Origin of the sequence: Limosilactobacillus reuteri, from assembly GCF_020785355.1 — a bacterium.
Lineage (GTDB): Bacteria > Bacillota > Bacilli > Lactobacillales > Lactobacillaceae > Limosilactobacillus > Limosilactobacillus reuteri_I.
In genome coordinates this window covers 46,593-64,000 of sequence record NZ_JAJGVH010000081.1, presented here as the reverse complement: position 1 = coordinate 64,000, position 17,408 = coordinate 46,593, and the positions used below count along the sequence as shown (strand labels likewise).

The 17,408-nt window shown below is 38.1% G+C and carries 14 protein-coding genes; 2 read left to right on the top strand and 12 right to left on the bottom strand.

What is annotated here, in order from left to right:
• Nucleotides 1–363: 363 nt before the first annotated feature.
• The 4 genes from LMB56_RS08635 to LMB56_RS08620 all read right to left on the bottom strand — a co-directional run bounded on the left by LMB56_RS08635 (nt 364) and on the right by LMB56_RS08620 (nt 3,310).
• Nucleotides 364–855, bottom strand: a complete 492-nt coding sequence (locus LMB56_RS08635; protein ID WP_229284043.1) for a lipocalin/fatty acid-binding family protein — start codon at nt 853–855, stop codon at nt 364–366.
• Nucleotides 856–882: 27 nt separating this feature from the next.
• On the bottom strand, nt 883–2,172 hold the full coding sequence (locus LMB56_RS08630) for a hypothetical protein (RefSeq protein ID WP_229284042.1): 1,290 nt from the start codon (nt 2,170–2,172) through the stop codon (nt 883–885).
• Nucleotides 2,078–2,359, bottom strand: a complete 282-nt coding sequence (locus LMB56_RS08625; protein ID WP_229284045.1) for a DEAD/DEAH box helicase family protein — start codon at nt 2,357–2,359, stop codon at nt 2,078–2,080. Before LMB56_RS08625 ends, LMB56_RS08630 begins: the two co-directional genes overlap by 95 nt.
• Nucleotides 2,360–2,473: 114 nt before the next feature.
• Nucleotides 2,474–3,310 (bottom strand): histidine phosphatase family protein, encoded by an 837-nt coding sequence (locus LMB56_RS08620; protein ID WP_229284041.1) that lies wholly within the window; start codon nt 3,308–3,310, stop codon nt 2,474–2,476.
• Between the two features lie 163 nt (nt 3,311–3,473).
• Between LMB56_RS08620 and LMB56_RS08615 the strand changes: the two genes are divergently transcribed.
• Complete coding sequence (locus LMB56_RS08615) at nt 3,474–4,178, top strand: glucosamine-6-phosphate deaminase (protein ID WP_229284040.1); 705 nt, start codon at nt 3,474–3,476, stop codon at nt 4,176–4,178.
• Here LMB56_RS08615 and LMB56_RS08610 read toward each other — a convergent pair.
• From LMB56_RS08610 to LMB56_RS08600, 3 genes are all read right to left on the bottom strand, one after another.
• A complete protein-coding gene (locus tag LMB56_RS08610; protein ID WP_122481681.1) occupies nt 4,175–4,735 on the bottom strand; it encodes a Fic/DOC family protein in 561 nt (186 codons plus the stop codon). The two genes, LMB56_RS08615 and LMB56_RS08610, sit on opposite strands and share 4 nt — an antisense overlap.
• On the bottom strand, nt 4,728–5,150 hold the full coding sequence (locus tag LMB56_RS08605) for a helix-turn-helix domain-containing protein (RefSeq protein WP_229284039.1): 423 nt from the start codon (nt 5,148–5,150) through the stop codon (nt 4,728–4,730). Before LMB56_RS08605 ends, LMB56_RS08610 begins: the two co-directional genes overlap by 8 nt.
• A 109-nt stretch (nt 5,151–5,259) precedes the next feature.
• Entirely contained in the window at nt 5,260–7,518 is a 2,259-nt protein-coding gene (locus LMB56_RS08600) for a bifunctional metallophosphatase/5'-nucleotidase (RefSeq protein WP_229284038.1), read from the bottom strand.
• A gap of 202 nt (nt 7,519–7,720) precedes the next feature.
• On the opposite strand from LMB56_RS08600, the gene LMB56_RS08595 reads away from it, so the two are divergent.
• Nucleotides 7,721–8,398 (top strand): sunset domain-containing protein, encoded by a 678-nt coding sequence (locus LMB56_RS08595; protein WP_229284037.1) that lies wholly within the window; start codon nt 7,721–7,723, stop codon nt 8,396–8,398.
• A gap of 632 nt (nt 8,399–9,030) precedes the next feature.
• On the opposite strand, the gene LMB56_RS08590 is transcribed toward LMB56_RS08595, so the two are convergent.
• The 5 genes from LMB56_RS08590 to LMB56_RS08570 all read right to left on the bottom strand — a co-directional run bounded on the left by LMB56_RS08590 (nt 9,031) and on the right by LMB56_RS08570 (nt 17,313).
• The gene (locus LMB56_RS08590) at nt 9,031–12,132 is read right to left on the bottom strand and encodes an AAA family ATPase (protein WP_229284036.1); all 3,102 of its coding nucleotides are present in this window, start codon (nt 12,130–12,132) and stop codon (nt 9,031–9,033) included.
• Between the two features lies 1 nt (nt 12,133).
• Nucleotides 12,134–13,252, bottom strand: a complete 1,119-nt coding sequence (locus tag LMB56_RS08585) for an exonuclease SbcCD subunit D (protein WP_229284035.1) — start codon at nt 13,250–13,252, stop codon at nt 12,134–12,136.
• Between the two features lie 152 nt (nt 13,253–13,404).
• On the bottom strand, nt 13,405–14,307 hold the full coding sequence (locus tag LMB56_RS08580; protein ID WP_229284034.1) for a GH25 family lysozyme: 903 nt from the start codon (nt 14,305–14,307) through the stop codon (nt 13,405–13,407).
• Between the two features lie 151 nt (nt 14,308–14,458).
• On the bottom strand, nt 14,459–15,235 hold the full coding sequence (locus LMB56_RS08575) for a tyrosine-protein phosphatase (protein ID WP_229284033.1): 777 nt from the start codon (nt 15,233–15,235) through the stop codon (nt 14,459–14,461).
• Nucleotides 15,236–15,414: 179 nt separating this feature from the next.
• A complete protein-coding gene (locus LMB56_RS08570; protein ID WP_229284032.1) occupies nt 15,415–17,313 on the bottom strand; it encodes a hypothetical protein in 1,899 nt (632 codons plus the stop codon).
• Nucleotides 17,314–17,408 lie beyond the last annotated feature (95 nt).

Sequence of the window (17,408 nt, the reverse complement as noted above, 5' to 3'; positions counted from 1 at the left end):
TTCAAATCACATCGTGATTGAAGACCCTACACATTTGATTCGTCGAAACTTTGTTCAGTTTTCAAAGGTCTACCTGTTGGCTAATCAAGCAGCCAATCAACATAATTATTATAACATATATCAGATTAGCTTGTCAAGAAGAAATTTTAATTAATTTTTGAATTTCTTTTGATCGATAACTCAATCAGCAACTTTATTAATATATCATGTCGTCAATAGGATGTCAACAATATTTTTCAAATTATTATTGAGACTTTGCAGCTAAGTTAAATAAATCTAAGAAGCTACAAGCGATCATCTATCTCCCATCGCTGACAGGAATATTATTATATCCTATCTCTAAATCCTTTGCAAGCATTTATTTTATTTTTTATGCATATCATTCAAAAATTGTTGAAGGTTCAACTCTTCATTAACCTTTTGGAACGTTTCGGTATTCCAACCATTACTACCTGTAACAACTAATTTATTATTATCAAGCGTTGCAGTAAGGGGATTAGTTACGTCACGATCTTCCAAATTTATAAGGTAGTGTTCTCCTTCTTTACGCCAAGTTAAGCTATCATTTGTATCCGGATTATTCTTATCTGCATAAACATACCGACCTGTTCCGTTTTCATTTAAGACAATAGCTGCACTGTCTTGATCATCTCGATACGATCCAACAACTTTTTCAGTCTTTGTTATTTTAGGCGAACCCTTTTTTACTACTTTATTATCACGAACTGGGTTAAGTTGCTTACTAGCAAACCGTTTATAATTTACCCCTAAAATTCCTAACAAAATTACCAGTAATATAGTAAATATAATTAACCCAATATGGGATCGTTTCTTTTTAGTACTTTTCACCATCATCACCCCATCACTCCTAGTATTATCTCATCATTTCAGTAAATCTGTCACATCTTTTTTAGCTGATCTTTTCTTTTCTTCAAGTTGAATAAATTCTCGAAGGTATTTAAATGGAAAAGGAATTACTGTTAGTTGATGAAATCGCACAAAATTCACCATCATCATTTGAAGAAACTTCAAGATATTTTCGGTCTCAATCGTAGCGAAATCACGCTCATTTAATTTAATGTTAGGCTGAAGTTGCCAGATGTGTGATGCCTTTGCAATTGACATATTCATATTTTTACTAACGGTTCCTACATTATAGTAAATAACATTCTGATCGTCGTTATCAACGAAATAATTAATATCGATTAACCCAGAGAGATACTTTTGAACATGAGATTTTATTTTTGGTTTCACTTTCAAAACTAGTCCATATTGTTCATATAATTCATCCAATAATAAATTAATTGCAATTGGACTTAGTATTTTATTCTTCTTCATAAAATCAAATTCATCTTTTAAGTCATTGATACTAAACGAATCCAGCTCTCTTTTATTAATGATAGAAATAAAATTTTGGTATTTAATTCTGTAATTAGGGTAACTTTTACTTAAATCATTCAAAGTCCGTTTAAGTTCCACTTTTGTTACTGATGAACAATTTTGATGACTAATCATCTCGTTGATATCGCCAAAAAGCTCAGCATTAGGTAAGGTAAAGATGTTTTTCCTATTTAAATTGTAGAAAGTATTAGCAGGAGTTTTAATTAGGTTCTGAAGATCTGCATCATCGGAATTAATAAATTTTGAGCTTTCTTGTAAATCTAACCGTCTCACCTCGAATTCATCACTATTAATCATTTTAAATAGATAGACTGCTTGGGTACCATGAGCTTCCTTTGCAACTTGATAAAACTCCCATCCCACCATTGAATCTGGTGAATGATACAGACTTAAGCTTCTTTCTTTCAAATCTTTCTTTATTATCAACTCTTTTAATAAATTAATTAACGTACTTCTTAGAGCTCCCTTCCTAAAGGTATCAATTGTCAAATGTTGCACTATGGCTTGCTGATAGTCTCTCGCATAATTATCTTTAACATCTTCATGAGTTTGGAAATACCGCTTATTATTAATCACAACTAGATTATATCCAAATTTATCTTCAACGGTCGGTCTAATATTGATTTTAACGGTTGGCAAAAGCTGAACCAACGCGGCCTTGATATCTTCTATCCGTTCATCCCTTGCGATCCGATTGTCGATTAAGTTTAACTGATTCGTCGCAAAGAATTCTTCGATATGCTTGTCTAACCAATCCCCGCCATGCTTCATCCCGATTCTGTCTGTTGGGAGTTATGTAGATAATGACATCGGATCCCTTACTTTTCATTAGCTTGTCGGTTACCCACTGCAAGGCACCCGTTGTTTTTCCAGAACCAGTTCGATTTTCAAATAATGCTAAACCCGGAAGCTGCTTTTCAGCAATTTCATTAAACAGCTTAACCGTTAAATTTTCCATTGGCACTATCTCCCTTCTAAAAAAGCAAAAAGGGGCTCCTTGCTGATCAAAGAGTCCCCAAATAATAATTCAATAATTGCAATAAATCATATATGTTGCTGAAAGATAATTTATTTACTTATTTACTGCTATTTTCTTTCCCTTATTTACATAGTGAAGCGTACCAATTGGACCATCAACGTGAAGTTTACCATTCTTATAAACAAGTTTGGTTACTGCCGCATTCTGCATTGGCTTTCCGTCATACTTTTTAGAAATGGTTGAAAGATATTCATTAATTGACATTCCTGAACTAACGACTAAAACATTGCCACCACCCTGTTTTTGAGTTGTTTTTGCAATGTGAAGTAATTCTGAATTCATCCGTTTTTGCACCTGAGCTGAACTTTCTGCCCGATCACTCTTAGCCAACTTGGTATTTTGTGAATTGTCCATATCAAGTTTGTGGTAGGCATCTTGGAGTTTATTCCAGTAATCTTTACCCGTTGCTTGCTGGAATTGCTTGCCATCTTGATAACCATAAACATTAGCAATCTTCTGGTTATCAGCTTCAATGCTGTCTCCTTCAAAGCTACCGTATCCGCCTTCACGTAACATTGGTGTGGTCGTAATCTTTGTATTTGGATTGGCAGAATACTTCAATGCTTGTTGTGCAGTAACTTCTTGCCGGGTTAAGTTACCCGTATAAGCATGCTTAAATTTAATTCCCTTTAATCCGTAACCCAAATCATTAGCAACGGTAATTCCATTTTTGGTTAATGGAAAATCACTCGATCCTTGTACCCGTTGCATCACATTACCAGTAGTTTCCCCGTGACGTGTAAGATAGATTGTCACCTGCTTATCATTAGAGGCTGCATAAGTAGTAGCTGGAACCACCGTCATCGCAGAGCTCCCTAATAGTAAACCTGATAAAACAGCACACATTACTGTTAATTTTTTGAATTTCATTAAACTTTCCCCAATTCTTATCAGATTCTTTCAGCAACACCCTCATTTTACACATTTTTGTAAGCGCGTTCAATAACATTTTTGTCAAATTTCAAGAATAAGCATTTGCAATTGCTCTTTTCTTTTTCCTTAAAAGAATTACAATAGTCGTGAGGTGATGAGGATGAAAATTCTTGTAACGAAAAATAAAGAAGCAGCAAGCCAAAACGCCTTTGAACTTCTCCAAACAGATATTATTAACGGTGCTCAGGTACTTGGCCTTGCAACAGGGAGTTCTCCACTAGGTCTTTATCAAAAGATGACTAGTAGTTCAGTTGATTATTCTAACCTTATTTCTATTAACCTTGATGAATATGTCGGCCTCAAACCAACTGATCCGCAAAGTTATCATTACTTTATGGAGCATCATCTTTTCGCGCAAAAGCCATTTGCCAAAAGTTTTATTCCAGATGGCAGTAATCTGAATGCTGCCGAAGTAATTAATCACTATAATAAGATTTTGGCTACTTATCCTATTGATACGCAAATTTTAGGAATTGGCAATAATGGTCATATCGGTTTTAATGAGCCTGGAACCCCTTTTGATAGCCAAACCCATAAAGTAAAGTTAACCCCTGCTACTATCAATGCCAATGCACGCTTCTTTACTTCAAGTAAGGACGTGCCAACGGAAGCCTACACGATGGGAATTGGTTCAATCTTGCAAGCAAAACATATCATCTTACTCGCATTTGGTGAGCAAAAAGCAGACGCAATCAACAAAATGGTCAACGGTAAAATCACGACCGCGATTCCGGCATCAGCCCTCCAAAAACATCCAAACGTAACAGTGATTCTTGATAAACAAGCAGCAAGCAAACTAGCTTAACCAGCACTTTTCTGTAATGCCATGGTCTTGGCAATAATACTGACATCTGATTGGTTTAACCCAGCAATCATTTCCGCGTTATCTGCTGGATAATCAATTACCTGGCCATGATGGAGAGCAATTAACTGGATGAATAATTTAGTTGACCGCCCATTCCCTTCACGAAACGGATGAATATAGTTCAAATCATTTAAAAGAGCAGCATAATCCTCAATGGTAGGCTGCTTTTTCTTATTCAATCGCACAATTTCATCATTAATATACTTAATTGCATTATCAAAGCGACCATATTCCAAAAAATCAAAACCTGCTTTAGAAATATAGTAGTTACGTAACTCACCCGCCCAGTCATAAAGCCAACCAAAAAGGAATTTATTAATCGTCTGTAAATCTTCAAAGCTTTTAATTTTCGGTTGTTGTTGAAGAAGGGCCACTTCCCTTTCTGCTACGCCGCGATACTCAATTAAGCTTAATTCATCCGCATTTTTAATTGCAAATTTATTGCGGAGTGTTCCATTATCATATAAAAATTTTGCTTGAAGTTCTTCATCAGTCATCTTCATCACCAAATAATTGCTCAATTTCCATTAAAATTTCATCATCTGGATTTTCAGCACTCTCTTTTAATTGCCTTATATCTGTTGTTGTAGGTTCCCATCCCTCTAAAATATTACTTTCAACAGCAAACCGAACCTGTTGATAAGAAGAAGGTGTTTGGAACTGCACGTGCTGAATCGTTAGTTGATCATCGTCAGTATGCAAGTGAAAATCAAAGTCCTGAATCCGATCTAATAATTCTCCTGGGCGCTCTCCTAAAGCATCTGCAAGTGCATTAAGAATCTGAATTGACCAGGTTGCAACGGGACGTTTAAGTGTTTCGTTAACCTGCGCAACGTCAAGGCCGCTTTCTTGAGCGACAAATGCGACGGTCATATTATTGGTTTTTAAAATATTGATGATATTTTCTGCCATGTTCTTACTCCATTTTTACTTTATCGTTTCCATTATAGCGAGAAAACAAAATAATGAAAAATAGACTGCTGACTCCCAAATAATGAAAGTAACAGTCTATTTTAAGCAATTAAGCATGTTTACGCTTGCGATTAATAATTGTCAATCCGGTTGCTGCCATTAATGAGCTTCCGAGAAGAAGTAATGCAAGATCTTCATCGTTACCAGTTTGTGGTAAAGCTGCTTGCTGGTCAGCTGCTTTTTGTTTTTGACCATTGATTGATGTAGGCGTCAAATTAATTAATTGATTATTAGCAGTTACGGTTTGTTGCTTAGATTGAGCATGTAATGTAACAGTTTCAGCGGGTTGACCAGCTGTTGTTGGCAAGGTTACTGTTGGAGATACTGGTTGGCTCGGAACTTCTTGAAGCTGATTTCCTTCAGTCTGGGAATTAGCATCGTTTTGAGTGTTCTGATTAGTTCCTGTTTGTGACTGTGAATCTGCGTCAGCCTTCGCTAATTGTTCAGCAGTCAAGTAAATCTTACGGTTCATTGTTGGTGTGGTAATTGGTTTACCATCATTAGTCATATCAGTAATATAATCAATAAACGCGTCTGTATCTTGCCCGACAATCCCGACAACTTTGGTACCCTTAAATGCAGAAAAGCCATCTCCGCCACCTGCTAAAAAGTCATTAATAACAATATTGTAAGTCTTATTCATATCAAGCGGTTGATTATGTTGATCATAAACTTGAACGACCTTATATGGTTGGTTAGGATCGTTTTGGTCAGTATAAGTATAATGAAGCCCGGAAATTTGTAAGTAGTAAGCTTGATCTTCGTCATATTGTTGATTCAAGGCTTCAACGATTTGTGCCCCTGTCATTTCAACTACCCGCAAAATATTACCAAATGGTTGAACCGCTTGGGCACTGCCCCATGTAATGGAACGATCAGGATTAACATGTAGATCTGCACGAACACCCCCTGTATTAGTCATCGCAAAATCAGCTGGTAAGCCCACCTTATGAGCGGCATATAATTGACCATCGACAACTAATTCACCAACGGCATTTTCACGAGTAGGGGTATTATGTAGTCGTCCAAGAATATCGCCTGTTGTAGCAGCTTCCCCTATTTTCTTATTAATAATTGGTGCTACTCGATTGTTAGCATCTTCAACAATTGCTGTAACATTTGCATCTGTTTTGATATTAGGCGCATCCTTTTCTGATAATACAGGAAAGACATGCGAAACGAGACTATTCGGTGCGAAATCATTAGTTGTTGGATCGATGTAACCGATAATATCATCGTAAGCCTTACCTGTGTAAATGGCTTGCACTAATTTTACACTACCAACAGTAGCATTAGCATATTGGTGGGAGTGACCAGCAACATAAAGGTCGACAGAATTATCAGGATCAATTTGGTAAAGCTTCTTAATGATATCAACAGCATTACCTTTAGTGCTGCCATCTTTATCCGTTGAAACCCCTGTATGGGCAAGAACTACAATTGCATTAACACCCTTTTTACGTAAAATTTGATCATATTTTGCAATTGTTTCAGCCTCGTCTAAAACATCATAATCTTTGTAATTATCGTATAAGGTTAAAATTGGTAGGGAAGCAGTTTCAATCCCAATAAATCCAATCCGAGCAACTTTACCATCACTAGTATGAATTTCTTTAATCAAGTATGGTTGCATTCCAAATGGGATTTGACCATCAGATTTATTTACAACATTGGCAGTAATGATATTAATCCCTGTTTTCACATGAGGATAGGCCATCTCAGCTTCATTATATTGTTTAGTAGGTTCACCACCATTAACAATCCGCATATATTCAGCTAAACCTTCATCGAACTCATGGTTTCCTAAAGTTCCTATTTCAAAATGCATTGCGTCTAAAGCATGCATGGTTGATTCGTCTTGGAGCAGAGCAGAATTTGCTGGAGAAGCCCCAACCATATCTCCAGCTTCTACCCGAATTGAGGTTCCTGTCGGATTAGCGCTCTTAAAACTTTCCTCTGCCGCATCAAGGTTACCAGCTAGACGTGCAACTGTTCCGGCATTCGAATAAGTCTTATCTCCAATCGTAGCTGACCCCGTCGTTTCTAACCCACCATGCAGGTCATTGATTCCTAAAATCTGAACAGGAATGTCATTTTGATATTTGGCCGGGTCTGACCAATCAGTAGTTGTTTGCGGTGTACTTGCCTCATCCTTGTTAGTCTGAACCATTGGAGTAACATTGCTATGGGTAGTTTCTCCATTAATTGTTGTATCAGTCGTATCCGCATGAACGCTATTAGCTTGGAAATATAATCCTAACAGTGCTGTACCTAACAATAAACAATATTTTGAACTATTATTCTTCATAAAAAACTCCTCTATAAATATACAATGGACAATAGCTTAAAATTTGTTTTAATTTTATCATGACTAAAAGTTAATTTTTATAGCAATTTCGATAATTTTGTAAGGGTATACAATGAGATTAGATTAACTTTTTAAATCACCTTTTATATGATATGATCTTACAGGGGAAAACAACTATTAATGAATATGGGGGAAGTGGACTGTGAGAAAACTAGCTACAATATTTACTAGCTTTTTTGCTGGAATATGTCTATTTATTATTCCAATTAACCAACACTCAGTACTTGCCAGTAATTTACCGCTCACCGTTAATATCCCAGACGGTAAGAATGCGCAAGCTACAAACAAAGGGATTAAGATTGATACTGAAGCAGACGGATCTGTCACTTTTTCAGGAAAGACTGAAGCCAATGCAACGATTAAAATTGTAAAACATGGTGGAAACAACGGTCGCTATACTGTCGAAGCCGATGATAATGGTAATTTTAGTAAGAGTCTAAAACTTGCTACTAGTACCAAGAAGTGTCGTTTCGATATTACCGCCACTAACGGTGATGATGATAAAAGCGCCAAAACAAGTTTTACTGTTACTAATACTACTTACGTAAAACCAGTTGTTGAAAGCGAATCATCTTCAGAAATATCATCTAGCAGCAGTAGCGAGGAAAGTTCAGCAGTTAATACAAGCAGCAGTTCAACTGCACCATCGAATAACGGTGATATGCGAACCGATCAGGCCGGTATGATCGTTGGTAATGCTCGTTCAAAAATCTACCATACGCCTGATCAGCAAGGCTATCATATGAATTCAGCAAATGCGGTCTATTTCAACTCAGAAGCAGAAGCGCAAGCCGCTGGATACCGCAAATCATTAAGATAAATAATTTCAAAGTCATTATTGCCCTCCCCACAATAATGACTTTTTTATTATAAGAAAAAGCTAAGAAGAATTTCCTAGCTTTTGAAATGAAGGCCGATTTGACTGTGGAAGATAATATGGAGTTAAAGAGCATTAAATGCATTTTTTAGGCCTTCACTTAAATATATACGTAAAAAAATAACATTTGCACTTTTTATTTTAAAAAATAAAGATCTCCTATCTGGTGGTACGTAAAAGAGCAGATAAGAGATCTTTACATTAAGATTTGTGGGAGAAGAAAGAGAGCGAGACAGGAATCACTTGTTACTTCGTTTTTTGACGCGAACCTAGCCTTTGAAGGCCACGCAATCATCAATAGTCACCAACAGCTTTGCCAAGCGATGATAGACCATTGTTGTACTGCGCCATCTCGTTATGAAAGCAACATGACTCATGTCACAGCTCCCATTAGGGAAGTGACTGCAGACGAAGACAGCAAATAATGGGGAAAGGAGTCTATGAACGAACGAGTCTTCATCTCGCAAATCACCTCCCCTATAAATATATATACGCAAAAAACTGATTTTTGCACTTTTTATTTTTAAAGTTTTTTATCTAATTTCATCATCGCAAATTTAGATACTGTTCTAAGCTTATATTTCATGCTGGTATGAGACATAACTACGGCCATTTCTTGATCGAACAATTAACTGATCTGGAATTTGCTCTTCCAATTCAGTGATATGACTGATAATTCCAATCATCCGGTGACCTTCGAGTTCTTGAAGGGAATGAAGAGCATCTTCAAGAGCTTGTTGATCAAGGGAACCAAATCCTTCATCGATAAAGAGCGCATCAATCTTAATCCCCCCGCTTTGCTCTTGGACAATCTGACAAAGAGCTAAAGCAAGGGCAAGTGAAGCCATAAAACTTTCACCACCAGAAAGCGTCCGGGCACTTCGCGTTCTACCAGCATTATCATCATATACATTAACTTCAAGTCCACTCCACTTGGCACCAGCCCCATGACTTTCCGTTGCTAATTCAAACTGGTAGCGGCCATTAGTTAATCGTTCTAACTGAACATTGGCTGCTACTAAGACATCTTGAAAATATGCCTGTAATACATACCGTTCTAAGCTAACGTGGTTTTCGGTATTTCCGGTCACAACGTCTGTTAATGTTTGTAATTCATTAATTTCTTGATCAAGTTTTCCTGTTTTTTCAACTACCTTAATAATCTTTTGATCCGTTTCTTCTAATTGCTTATACTGAGCAGTTAACTGACCCATTTCTTGCTGATATTGCCGAAGTTGTTCATGCTCAGCATTAAGTTTTGTCTGCGTTGACGCAATATCTGGCATGAGCTGATTATTGATTGACTTAGTCAACCGCTCTTGTTGGGACTGATTATCCTGGACTTGATTCTCAAAGGTCGTTACCTGTTCACGTAATGATGACAACGTTGATACTTGTTCACTAGCTTCTTGCCAGAAATTCCATTTAAGTCGGACATCATATTGTGCTAAAAGGTTCACAAGATATTGGTGTAAGTTATCCTGTTGCGTCGTTTGGGTAGCAAGCTCTTCTTTAGTCTGATCGATCCGACTACTTGTCCCTGCTAATTTTTCGGCATTTTCTTGTCGTTGTTGTTGTAATGATTCAAGCTGGCTATTAAAGGCTTTGATCTTTAGTTGATCAGTTTGAATTTGCTTGTCAGCTGCTTCTTTAGTAGGAAATTTTGCTGGTAAAGCGGCTGTTTTTTCTTTCAGAATAGTTTGCTTGGCGATTAAGTCCTGTTTGTAGTGGTTCACACTTTCGTCTATTTTATCTAATTCTTCTTGGGAGAACTTGGATTCCTGTTGCAATTCTTCCTCTTCTTGGCGCCATTGTTTAACTTGTTGTTCTATTCTATCGAGGTCAGTCTTCATTTGCGCTAGTTTCTGAGCCTGCTTTTCGATTTGTCCCTCCCAATCCTGCGGTAATTCATCATCCCCTAACAGTTCAGCTAAATATGCCTGCTGAGTTTCTACCTGTGTCGTTAAGTCCACAATTTTGGCAACGCTTTGGCGAACTTGCTCTTTTAACTGGTCAAACGTACTACGATTTTGTTGAACTTTAACGGTTGCTGCTTTAACTTGTGCTTCCGTTACCAACTCACCATCATCTGCTAAATTTGCTGGATGGGGATGGTCAAGCGATCCACAAATTGGACAAGGTGTATCCGGCTTTAATTTTTGAGCAAGAATGGCAATTTGGTGACGGGCAAAGCGATCATTCAAGTCATCCAACCTACTTTGCGATTCTTGAACGAGTTTTTCAGCATCCCCCTGCTTTTGCTCTAATTTCGCGCAATTTTCCTTTTCAGATGAAAGTTCTGTTTCTAATTGCTTTAAATCTTTTCCAGCAGTCGTTAATTTTTCTTGAAGGCTTTCCTTCTTTGCTAGTTGAACTTGAACTTCCCCTAAGTTTTCATGCTCTTTTAAATTATTAGTAACAACCGTCAATTGCTGTTGAGCGTCTTGCAACTTCTTCTGGGAAGCAGCTTGCTGTTTTTCCTGCTGCTTTAAGTTTGTTTGTAGTTCATCGACAGTTGATCTTAGTTTATCTCGATCATCGAATAATGGTAGTTTATTCGTCAAGTCGGCAACTTCTGTTTGAAGCTGATCAATCTCTTCTTGCTGCTTGCTCGTTTGCTGCAGTTCAGTTTCAATTACTTGCTGTTGCTTTTGAAGGTTGCGCAGGTTCTCATGGAGAATTTCATTGTCCGCTGTTAATTTTTGGAGACGCTTTTCGCCATCTTTCCACCGTTGGTATTCTGTCTGGTGTTCTTGATACCAGTCAAGGGATCTTACTTGTTGCTTTATTTCTTGAATCTCTCCTGCTTGAGCTTGCAGTATTTCTCCAGCCTTAACAAGCTCAGCCAATGCCTCAATGTTCTTTTTCAACTCTTGCTCAGCATGAAGTTGGGCATCAAGCTGATCAACTTTCTTTTGCTGTTGCTGCTCATCATCGCCTAAGTGTTTAAGATTAGCCTTTAGTCGGGATAAGTAATTTTTTGCTTCTGCTAACCATTCTTTAGTTGTTAATTGCGCATCAATCTCGGTTACTGTTTCCTTTAATGATTGAAGTTTTGTTTCTTGAGTCGTTAATGACTTCTTCTGTTCGCGCAAATCGTTTTTTAATTGCGTTGCCCACTGCTCATAACGGGACGTATTAAAGAGGTCTCTTAGAAGAGCTTCCTTCGTATTGCTATCTGAATCAAGAAACTGCCGAAACTTTCCTTGAGGGAGAAGAACAATCTGCTTAAATTGATCACGGGTTAGGTTGAGCAGGTCAGTAATAAACGTATCTGCTTCCTTGATTTTAGTAATTTCATGGGGATGATCGCTTTCAAGCGGGTAAATAAGATCAACAGCTTGATTATGTTCAACTAAATTGCCGCGGCGTCCCTTTAAAACCTGTTTAGGACGACGCATAATTTGATATTTAAGATCTTGGTGTTCAAAGGTAAACTTCACCATTGTTTCTTGGTCAGCTGGTGCAAAATCAGAACGTAAAGCAGCAGCCGACCGATCACGATCATTGGTTGTTTGACCAAAAAGTGCATAACACATCGCATCAAAAATCGTGGTTTTCCCCGCACCAGTATTCCCTGCTACCAGAAATAAGGAACGCTCTGTAAACTGCGTAAAGTCAATCACTTGATGCTCATACGGCCCAAAGTAATGTAGTTCAATCGTTAATGGACGCATCCTATTCCTCCCCTTTCATAATTTGAGTCAAGGCCTTTTCTGCCCACTTCTTTTGGCGGTCAGTTAAATCGTTTCCCATTGTTTGGGAATAAAAATCCGTAAGCAAATCAAGAGGCGATTCCTGAGCACGCTTTTTACTAAGGTTGAGTTGAACTTGCTTGGCCTGATGTGTCCGGTGAAGGCTGACAATCTTTGGATAATATTCGCGTAACTTGTTTAGTACATCAGGAATTCGTTCTTGGTCAGTCAATTCAATGTCATAAAAATCGTTCCGTAATGCTTCTGCGGGTTTTGTAGCTAGTTCAGCAAAACTCCCTTTCAAAAGGTGAATATCATGAACTGGCGATAGTGGAACCCACTCGGTCTTAAAAGGTGCTGTATCAACAATCCAAACGCCCTTTTCTTGCTTAGCTTCCGATACTGAAAATTTCATTGGAGAGCCACTGTACTTAACTTTTTCGTCATTTAAAGCGTTGTGGTTATGAAGGTGACCAAGGGCAACATAATCAAAGGGAGCTAAAACATCTGTCGTGACCGCACTCAGTCCGCCAACCTCAATCAAAGTTTCAGAATCCGCCGTTCGCTTACTTCCAGCTGCAAAGAAATGGGCGACAAGGACATGCCTTTTATCAGGGGCAAAATGCTTTTCCATCTCGGTTGTAATCCGCGCCATCGCATCATTGACATTTTTAATCTTGTCATCATTAAAATAGTTGCGAACTTCTTGAATCCCAAAGAAAGGCAATAAGAAAAATTGGGTATCCTTGATTGTGACTGGGATAAAAGTATCATTAATGTTAGTATTTAAGAAAAATGACTGGTAAGCAAACCAATCAGTCCCCGTACTCAAACGGACCGCTGAATCATGGTTCCCACTGATTGCCAGTAAAGGAAAATGATCAGTCAAGTTTAAATCTTGCAGCATCTGGTTTAAGAGCTTAACCGCTGCTTCGTTTGGCACGGACCGATCATATAAATCCCCGGCAATCACTATCGCATCAACTTGCTGGTCTTTGGCAATTGCTTCAATCTGCTTAAAGGTTGCTAGCTGATCATCAAGCAAGCTAAAATCGTTTAAGGTCTTGCCAATATGCCAATCAGCCGTATGTAAAAAGCGCATAAGTTCCTCCTAAAAATAGTGTCTCTAATATTATATATACGCAAAAAATCGTTAAATCCACTTAAAATCTTGCATTTTACAGAAGTGAGGCTGGGAGAAAAATTTTTCTCTCAGCCTCACCTTTTTCACGAATAATACGTGGAATTAGATTCTTAACTAAGTGGTTCAAATTTACCAAATGCCTCATTACTATCAGCGTTTCGACATGGAAGATAGCCATATTGCCCATCTGCGCGGGGCTGGCGTAACCAAACATATCCATTATGACGTGACCAGGCATCATAATCAATAATGGAGCCAGCTGGCAAGGTCGCAATCACAGAAGATGTCGGTAGTGCACCCCAACGTAAATCAAGAACACGATCTGTGATAAAACGTCCCTTTTCACGGTGCCACTCATCACCCAAGGAATCTGTCCACGTTGACGAATCGTTTTGTGTTAAGGTTGGCTTAACATCAACTTGACCAGTTGGATTAGCAAGGCGCTCCCAGCCCTCACGATCAACCGTTGCAATTGAGCGGTCCTCATCATCCCCTGCAAATTGCCAAAGAGTATATATCTGCCATGGACTCGTATTAACTGTCATTGCCGGAACTGTCCACGAATGCCAATCCATCGAAGCATACTTGGCTACCCAGAGGCCACAATCACTGACACAATTGGCAACTTGCCAAATTGCTGATTCTTGAACATAGATTAACGGCCATATCCCCGTTTGGCGGTGAATTTCATCAACAAATTGCCGTACCCAAGTCGTATCACCCCAGGCAGCATTTTGATATTGTTCCCAATCAACGGCTAAAACCGCCTGGCCGAGCTTATCTTGAATATGCGATAAGAAATAATTTGCTTCTGCGATCGGGTTGCCACCACCAGCATAATGGTAAAGCCCTAAAAGCCGCCCCGCATTCTTTGCTAACGAATATTGGTATTGGTACTTTAGATTTAAGTAGCCAGTCCCTTGTGATACTTTAACAATCGTGCCTTGTGCATGAGGGTCAGTCACGATCCAATCGGCACTTCCTGAAAAAACGTCTGTAAAATATAATGCCATCAATTTATCCCTCTTCCGATCCCCGCAAGCAATAATAGGCCTCCAATGTTCGGTTTAAACCGGGCGTTGGAGACCATTGTTGTACTGCGCTATTTGTCTTTTATAAAAGTAATTTGATTTATGTCACAGTCTCTGAACTAATCTTAGCTTTTTAAAATAACCCAAACAATTTCTTACGTTGCTGAATCTTCTTAATCTGATGACGACCAATTTCATCCCCGTTAATGATGGCTCGCGCATTATCTTGATATTCTTGAGCAACGTCAGCGCCAAATTCACGCGATAATTTGTCAAAGGCCTGCCGCATTTCGTATTTTCGTCCTGGAAGGTCATGAGCATCAGAAGCAAAGATATATCCTTGACCAGCCGCAATCAGGTTTTTACTGAATTTTTCGACTTTTTTACCAAATGTACCAACATAGGAACTAGCGGTAATTTGCGACAAGCATCCTTTTTCCAACATTTGATAAAGCAAGTCTGGTTTAGCCATGATCTTGGTATTCCGTTCAGGGTGAACAACCACTGGCGTAATCCCTCGTTGTTGAAGATTAAAAATCATCTGGTTAGTGTAATAAGGTACATCATTGTCTGGAAATTCCAGCATCATATACTTTCCACTCTCATCAGCGAATAAAATATCATCATTATCAAGGGCTTCAATTAGCTGACCATTAATTCGCACTTCTTGTCCAGGAAAGACAGTTAATGGAATATTATTTTTCTCTAGTTCTTCTTGAAATTCTTTTGTTCGCGCTAAAACATCTTGTTTATGGTTTACATAGTGCCCGTTCATATGATGAGGAGTCAAAAGTGCATGGGTAACCCCGTTTTCTGTTGCTTCTTTTGCAAGTCGCAATGAAATCTCCATACTTTTTGAACCATCATCAATCCCCGGCAAAAGGTGACAATGCAAATCAACCATTACCATTCTTCTCATCCCTTTTTTCACATATTAATATTTTAAGTATAGCAAGTTATAGCTGGATTTTATAGGTACTTAGGATAAAACTTCACAAAACCTATATTATTTGCAGATACTGAGGAACGTTTCCCTATTGATGACTGATTTCAAGTATTATATTTTCCTTGATAATATAAACTAGCAATTTATTCGTACCGTTTGAGTGTTGCCCCAATTCCTACTAGCCCAATAACTGCACCAAGGGCAATAATCGAAAGTGAAAATTCATCCCCGGTCCGTGGCAAAACATCATTTGTTGTCTTGGTCTTATTATACTTAGCTAATGAAGACCGAACACTGTTATTCTGAGCTGCCTGACCTTTTATTACTCCGTTTGGTTGGACAGTATTTTGCTTGGTTTGAGGAGTCACCAATATTTCTGGTGCTGAGGTTTGATTATTATCATTAACTTCTATAACCTGGGCGGAAAGATCATTCGCACGCATATTATTTTCTTGGGCACTATCAATCGTTTTCTGTGCAAGCGAAGTCTCTTTATCAAAGTCTGCCTGTTTTTCTATTGCGGTAACAGTAACCTGCTCGTTAGTTAAAATCACCGATCCATCAGGAAAAACAATTAAGACATCTTCAGTATACTTTCCGGGATGTTGAAGGCCGGCTGCAACTTTAGTGTCATCTTTCCACACTACCTTTGTTCCCTGGGGTAGCTTATTTTCCTGTTCATCGCCGGGCAAAGTAATAACAGCTTTATTCTGATGATCATCATTCTCAACCGCAATCGCCGTCGTAACTTTAGGAGCAGGAGTTACTCCTGGCGCAACAGTTAGTGGTTCAAGGTTAATTAGCGAGCTATACTTTAAGGCATCGGTTTGTGCAGGAAGTTTCTCTTTTGCTGACGCTAGCTTTTCTTGTGAATTTGTCTTATTGAGAAGTGCTTGTAAGAGCTTCGTTTGCGCATTGATTGCTTGGGATTGCATAATATTGCGCTTATCTTTGGCCTCAGTAAGTAGTTCTTCTTGAAGTGCCAGATTTTGTTGAGCTTGTGACATTGCACTTTCGGCATCTTTAATTTGTTGAGTAGCAGTAATAAGCGGTTGTGAAATCTGCTCTAACTTTTGAAGCAATTCTTGGGCAGCAATGGAGATTTTTTCGGCCCTTTCAACAGCCGACTGCATTTTATTATGTAATTCGGCTAATCTTTGTTGAATTTTATTTAGAGCTTCCTCATGATTTTCAATTAAATTCTTTGTATGATCAATTTTGTCAACATTATACCATTCATTATAATTAGCGGAACTATAAGAATACGATAATCCATATGAATCAGTACTTATCCAGCCGATATCATCTTTAGGCTTATAATATTTTCCCTCTCTTTGCGCTGCTGCAACCTTATACAATTCCTCTAGCTCTTCTTTTATTGTTACTTTTGCTTGTTCAAGATTCTTGATATTATCTTCGAATGGTCTACCCATTTTCAGATAATTAATGGTTTTCTCATTTTCTGCAATAATCTTTTTCAAGAAATCAATGTTTCCTTGATAGTTATTCGCAAGAAAATTTTTATACGCTTGATTCTTAGAAATTAGATTTCCTTGGTTGTCATAAGCAATATAATCAAGCATTGATCTTTCATAAACGCTCAATCCATCACCAGAAAATGCCGTGTATGAAATATTAACTGGTTGCTTCAATAGTTCATAATATTCATCATGAGCGTTAGTTAAAACTTGTTGGGCATTTTCTTTCGTTTGCTCAAGAGATGATAATTGCTCTTTCGTCTGTTTAACTTGATTCTTATTTAGATCAACATTTTGATCCGCGTCTGCCAAATTTTGATTAGCAATATTAAGGTCATTATTTGCGGTTGCTACATCTGCATTGGCTTTATTAACCGCATCTTGAGCTGCACAGACATTCTGCTGAGCTTGTTGGTTCACATCAGGCAGCGTTTGTTGAATAGTATTTTTACTATTTTGTACTGTATCAGCTTTAGCGGAATTACTAATGGCCGTCACCCCCGTTGTAACAGCCATCACCGTCGCAGTTGTTGCTAAACTCTTCTTTAATTTTCTTTTCTTCATAAATAAAACCCACTTAATTATATTTAAAATTACAAAAGGCCAGTCAGCGCATAACGTTGATTGGTCTTAATAATCTTTATCATTTTAGCATACTT

Excerpts from the sequence above, each read along its gene's own strand:
- LMB56_RS08600 (WP_229284038.1), bottom strand. The coding sequence starts at position 7,518 with ATGAAGAATAATAGTTCAAAATATTGTTTATTGTTAGGTACAGCACTG.
- LMB56_RS08590 (WP_229284036.1), bottom strand. The coding sequence starts at position 12,132 with ATGCGTCCATTAACGATTGAACTACATTACTTTGGGCCGTATGAGCAT.
- LMB56_RS08585 (WP_229284035.1), bottom strand. The coding sequence starts at position 13,252 with ATGCGCTTTTTACATACGGCTGATTGGCATATTGGCAAGACCTTAAAC.
- LMB56_RS08615 (WP_229284040.1), top strand. The coding sequence starts at position 3,474 with ATGAAAATTCTTGTAACGAAAAATAAAGAAGCAGCAAGCCAAAACGCC.
- LMB56_RS08625 (WP_229284045.1), bottom strand. The coding sequence starts at position 2,359 with ATGGAAAATTTAACGGTTAAGCTGTTTAATGAAATTGCTGAAAAGCAG.
- LMB56_RS08620 (WP_229284041.1), bottom strand. The coding sequence starts at position 3,310 with ATGAAATTCAAAAAATTAACAGTAATGTGTGCTGTTTTATCAGGTTTA.
- LMB56_RS08605 (WP_229284039.1), bottom strand. The coding sequence starts at position 5,150 with ATGGCAGAAAATATCATCAATATTTTAAAAACCAATAATATGACCGTC.
- LMB56_RS08630 (WP_229284042.1), bottom strand. The coding sequence starts at position 2,172 with ATGAAGCATGGCGGGGATTGGTTAGACAAGCATATCGAAGAATTCTTT.
- LMB56_RS08610 (WP_122481681.1), bottom strand. The coding sequence starts at position 4,735 with ATGACTGATGAAGAACTTCAAGCAAAATTTTTATATGATAATGGAACA.
- LMB56_RS08580 (WP_229284034.1), bottom strand. The coding sequence starts at position 14,307 with ATGGCATTATATTTTACAGACGTTTTTTCAGGAAGTGCCGATTGGATC.
- LMB56_RS08575 (WP_229284033.1), bottom strand. The coding sequence starts at position 15,235 with ATGGTAATGGTTGATTTGCATTGTCACCTTTTGCCGGGGATTGATGAT.
- LMB56_RS08570 (WP_229284032.1), bottom strand. The coding sequence starts at position 17,313 with ATGAAGAAAAGAAAATTAAAGAAGAGTTTAGCAACAACTGCGACGGTG.
- LMB56_RS08635 (WP_229284043.1), bottom strand. The coding sequence starts at position 855 with ATGATGGTGAAAAGTACTAAAAAGAAACGATCCCATATTGGGTTAATT.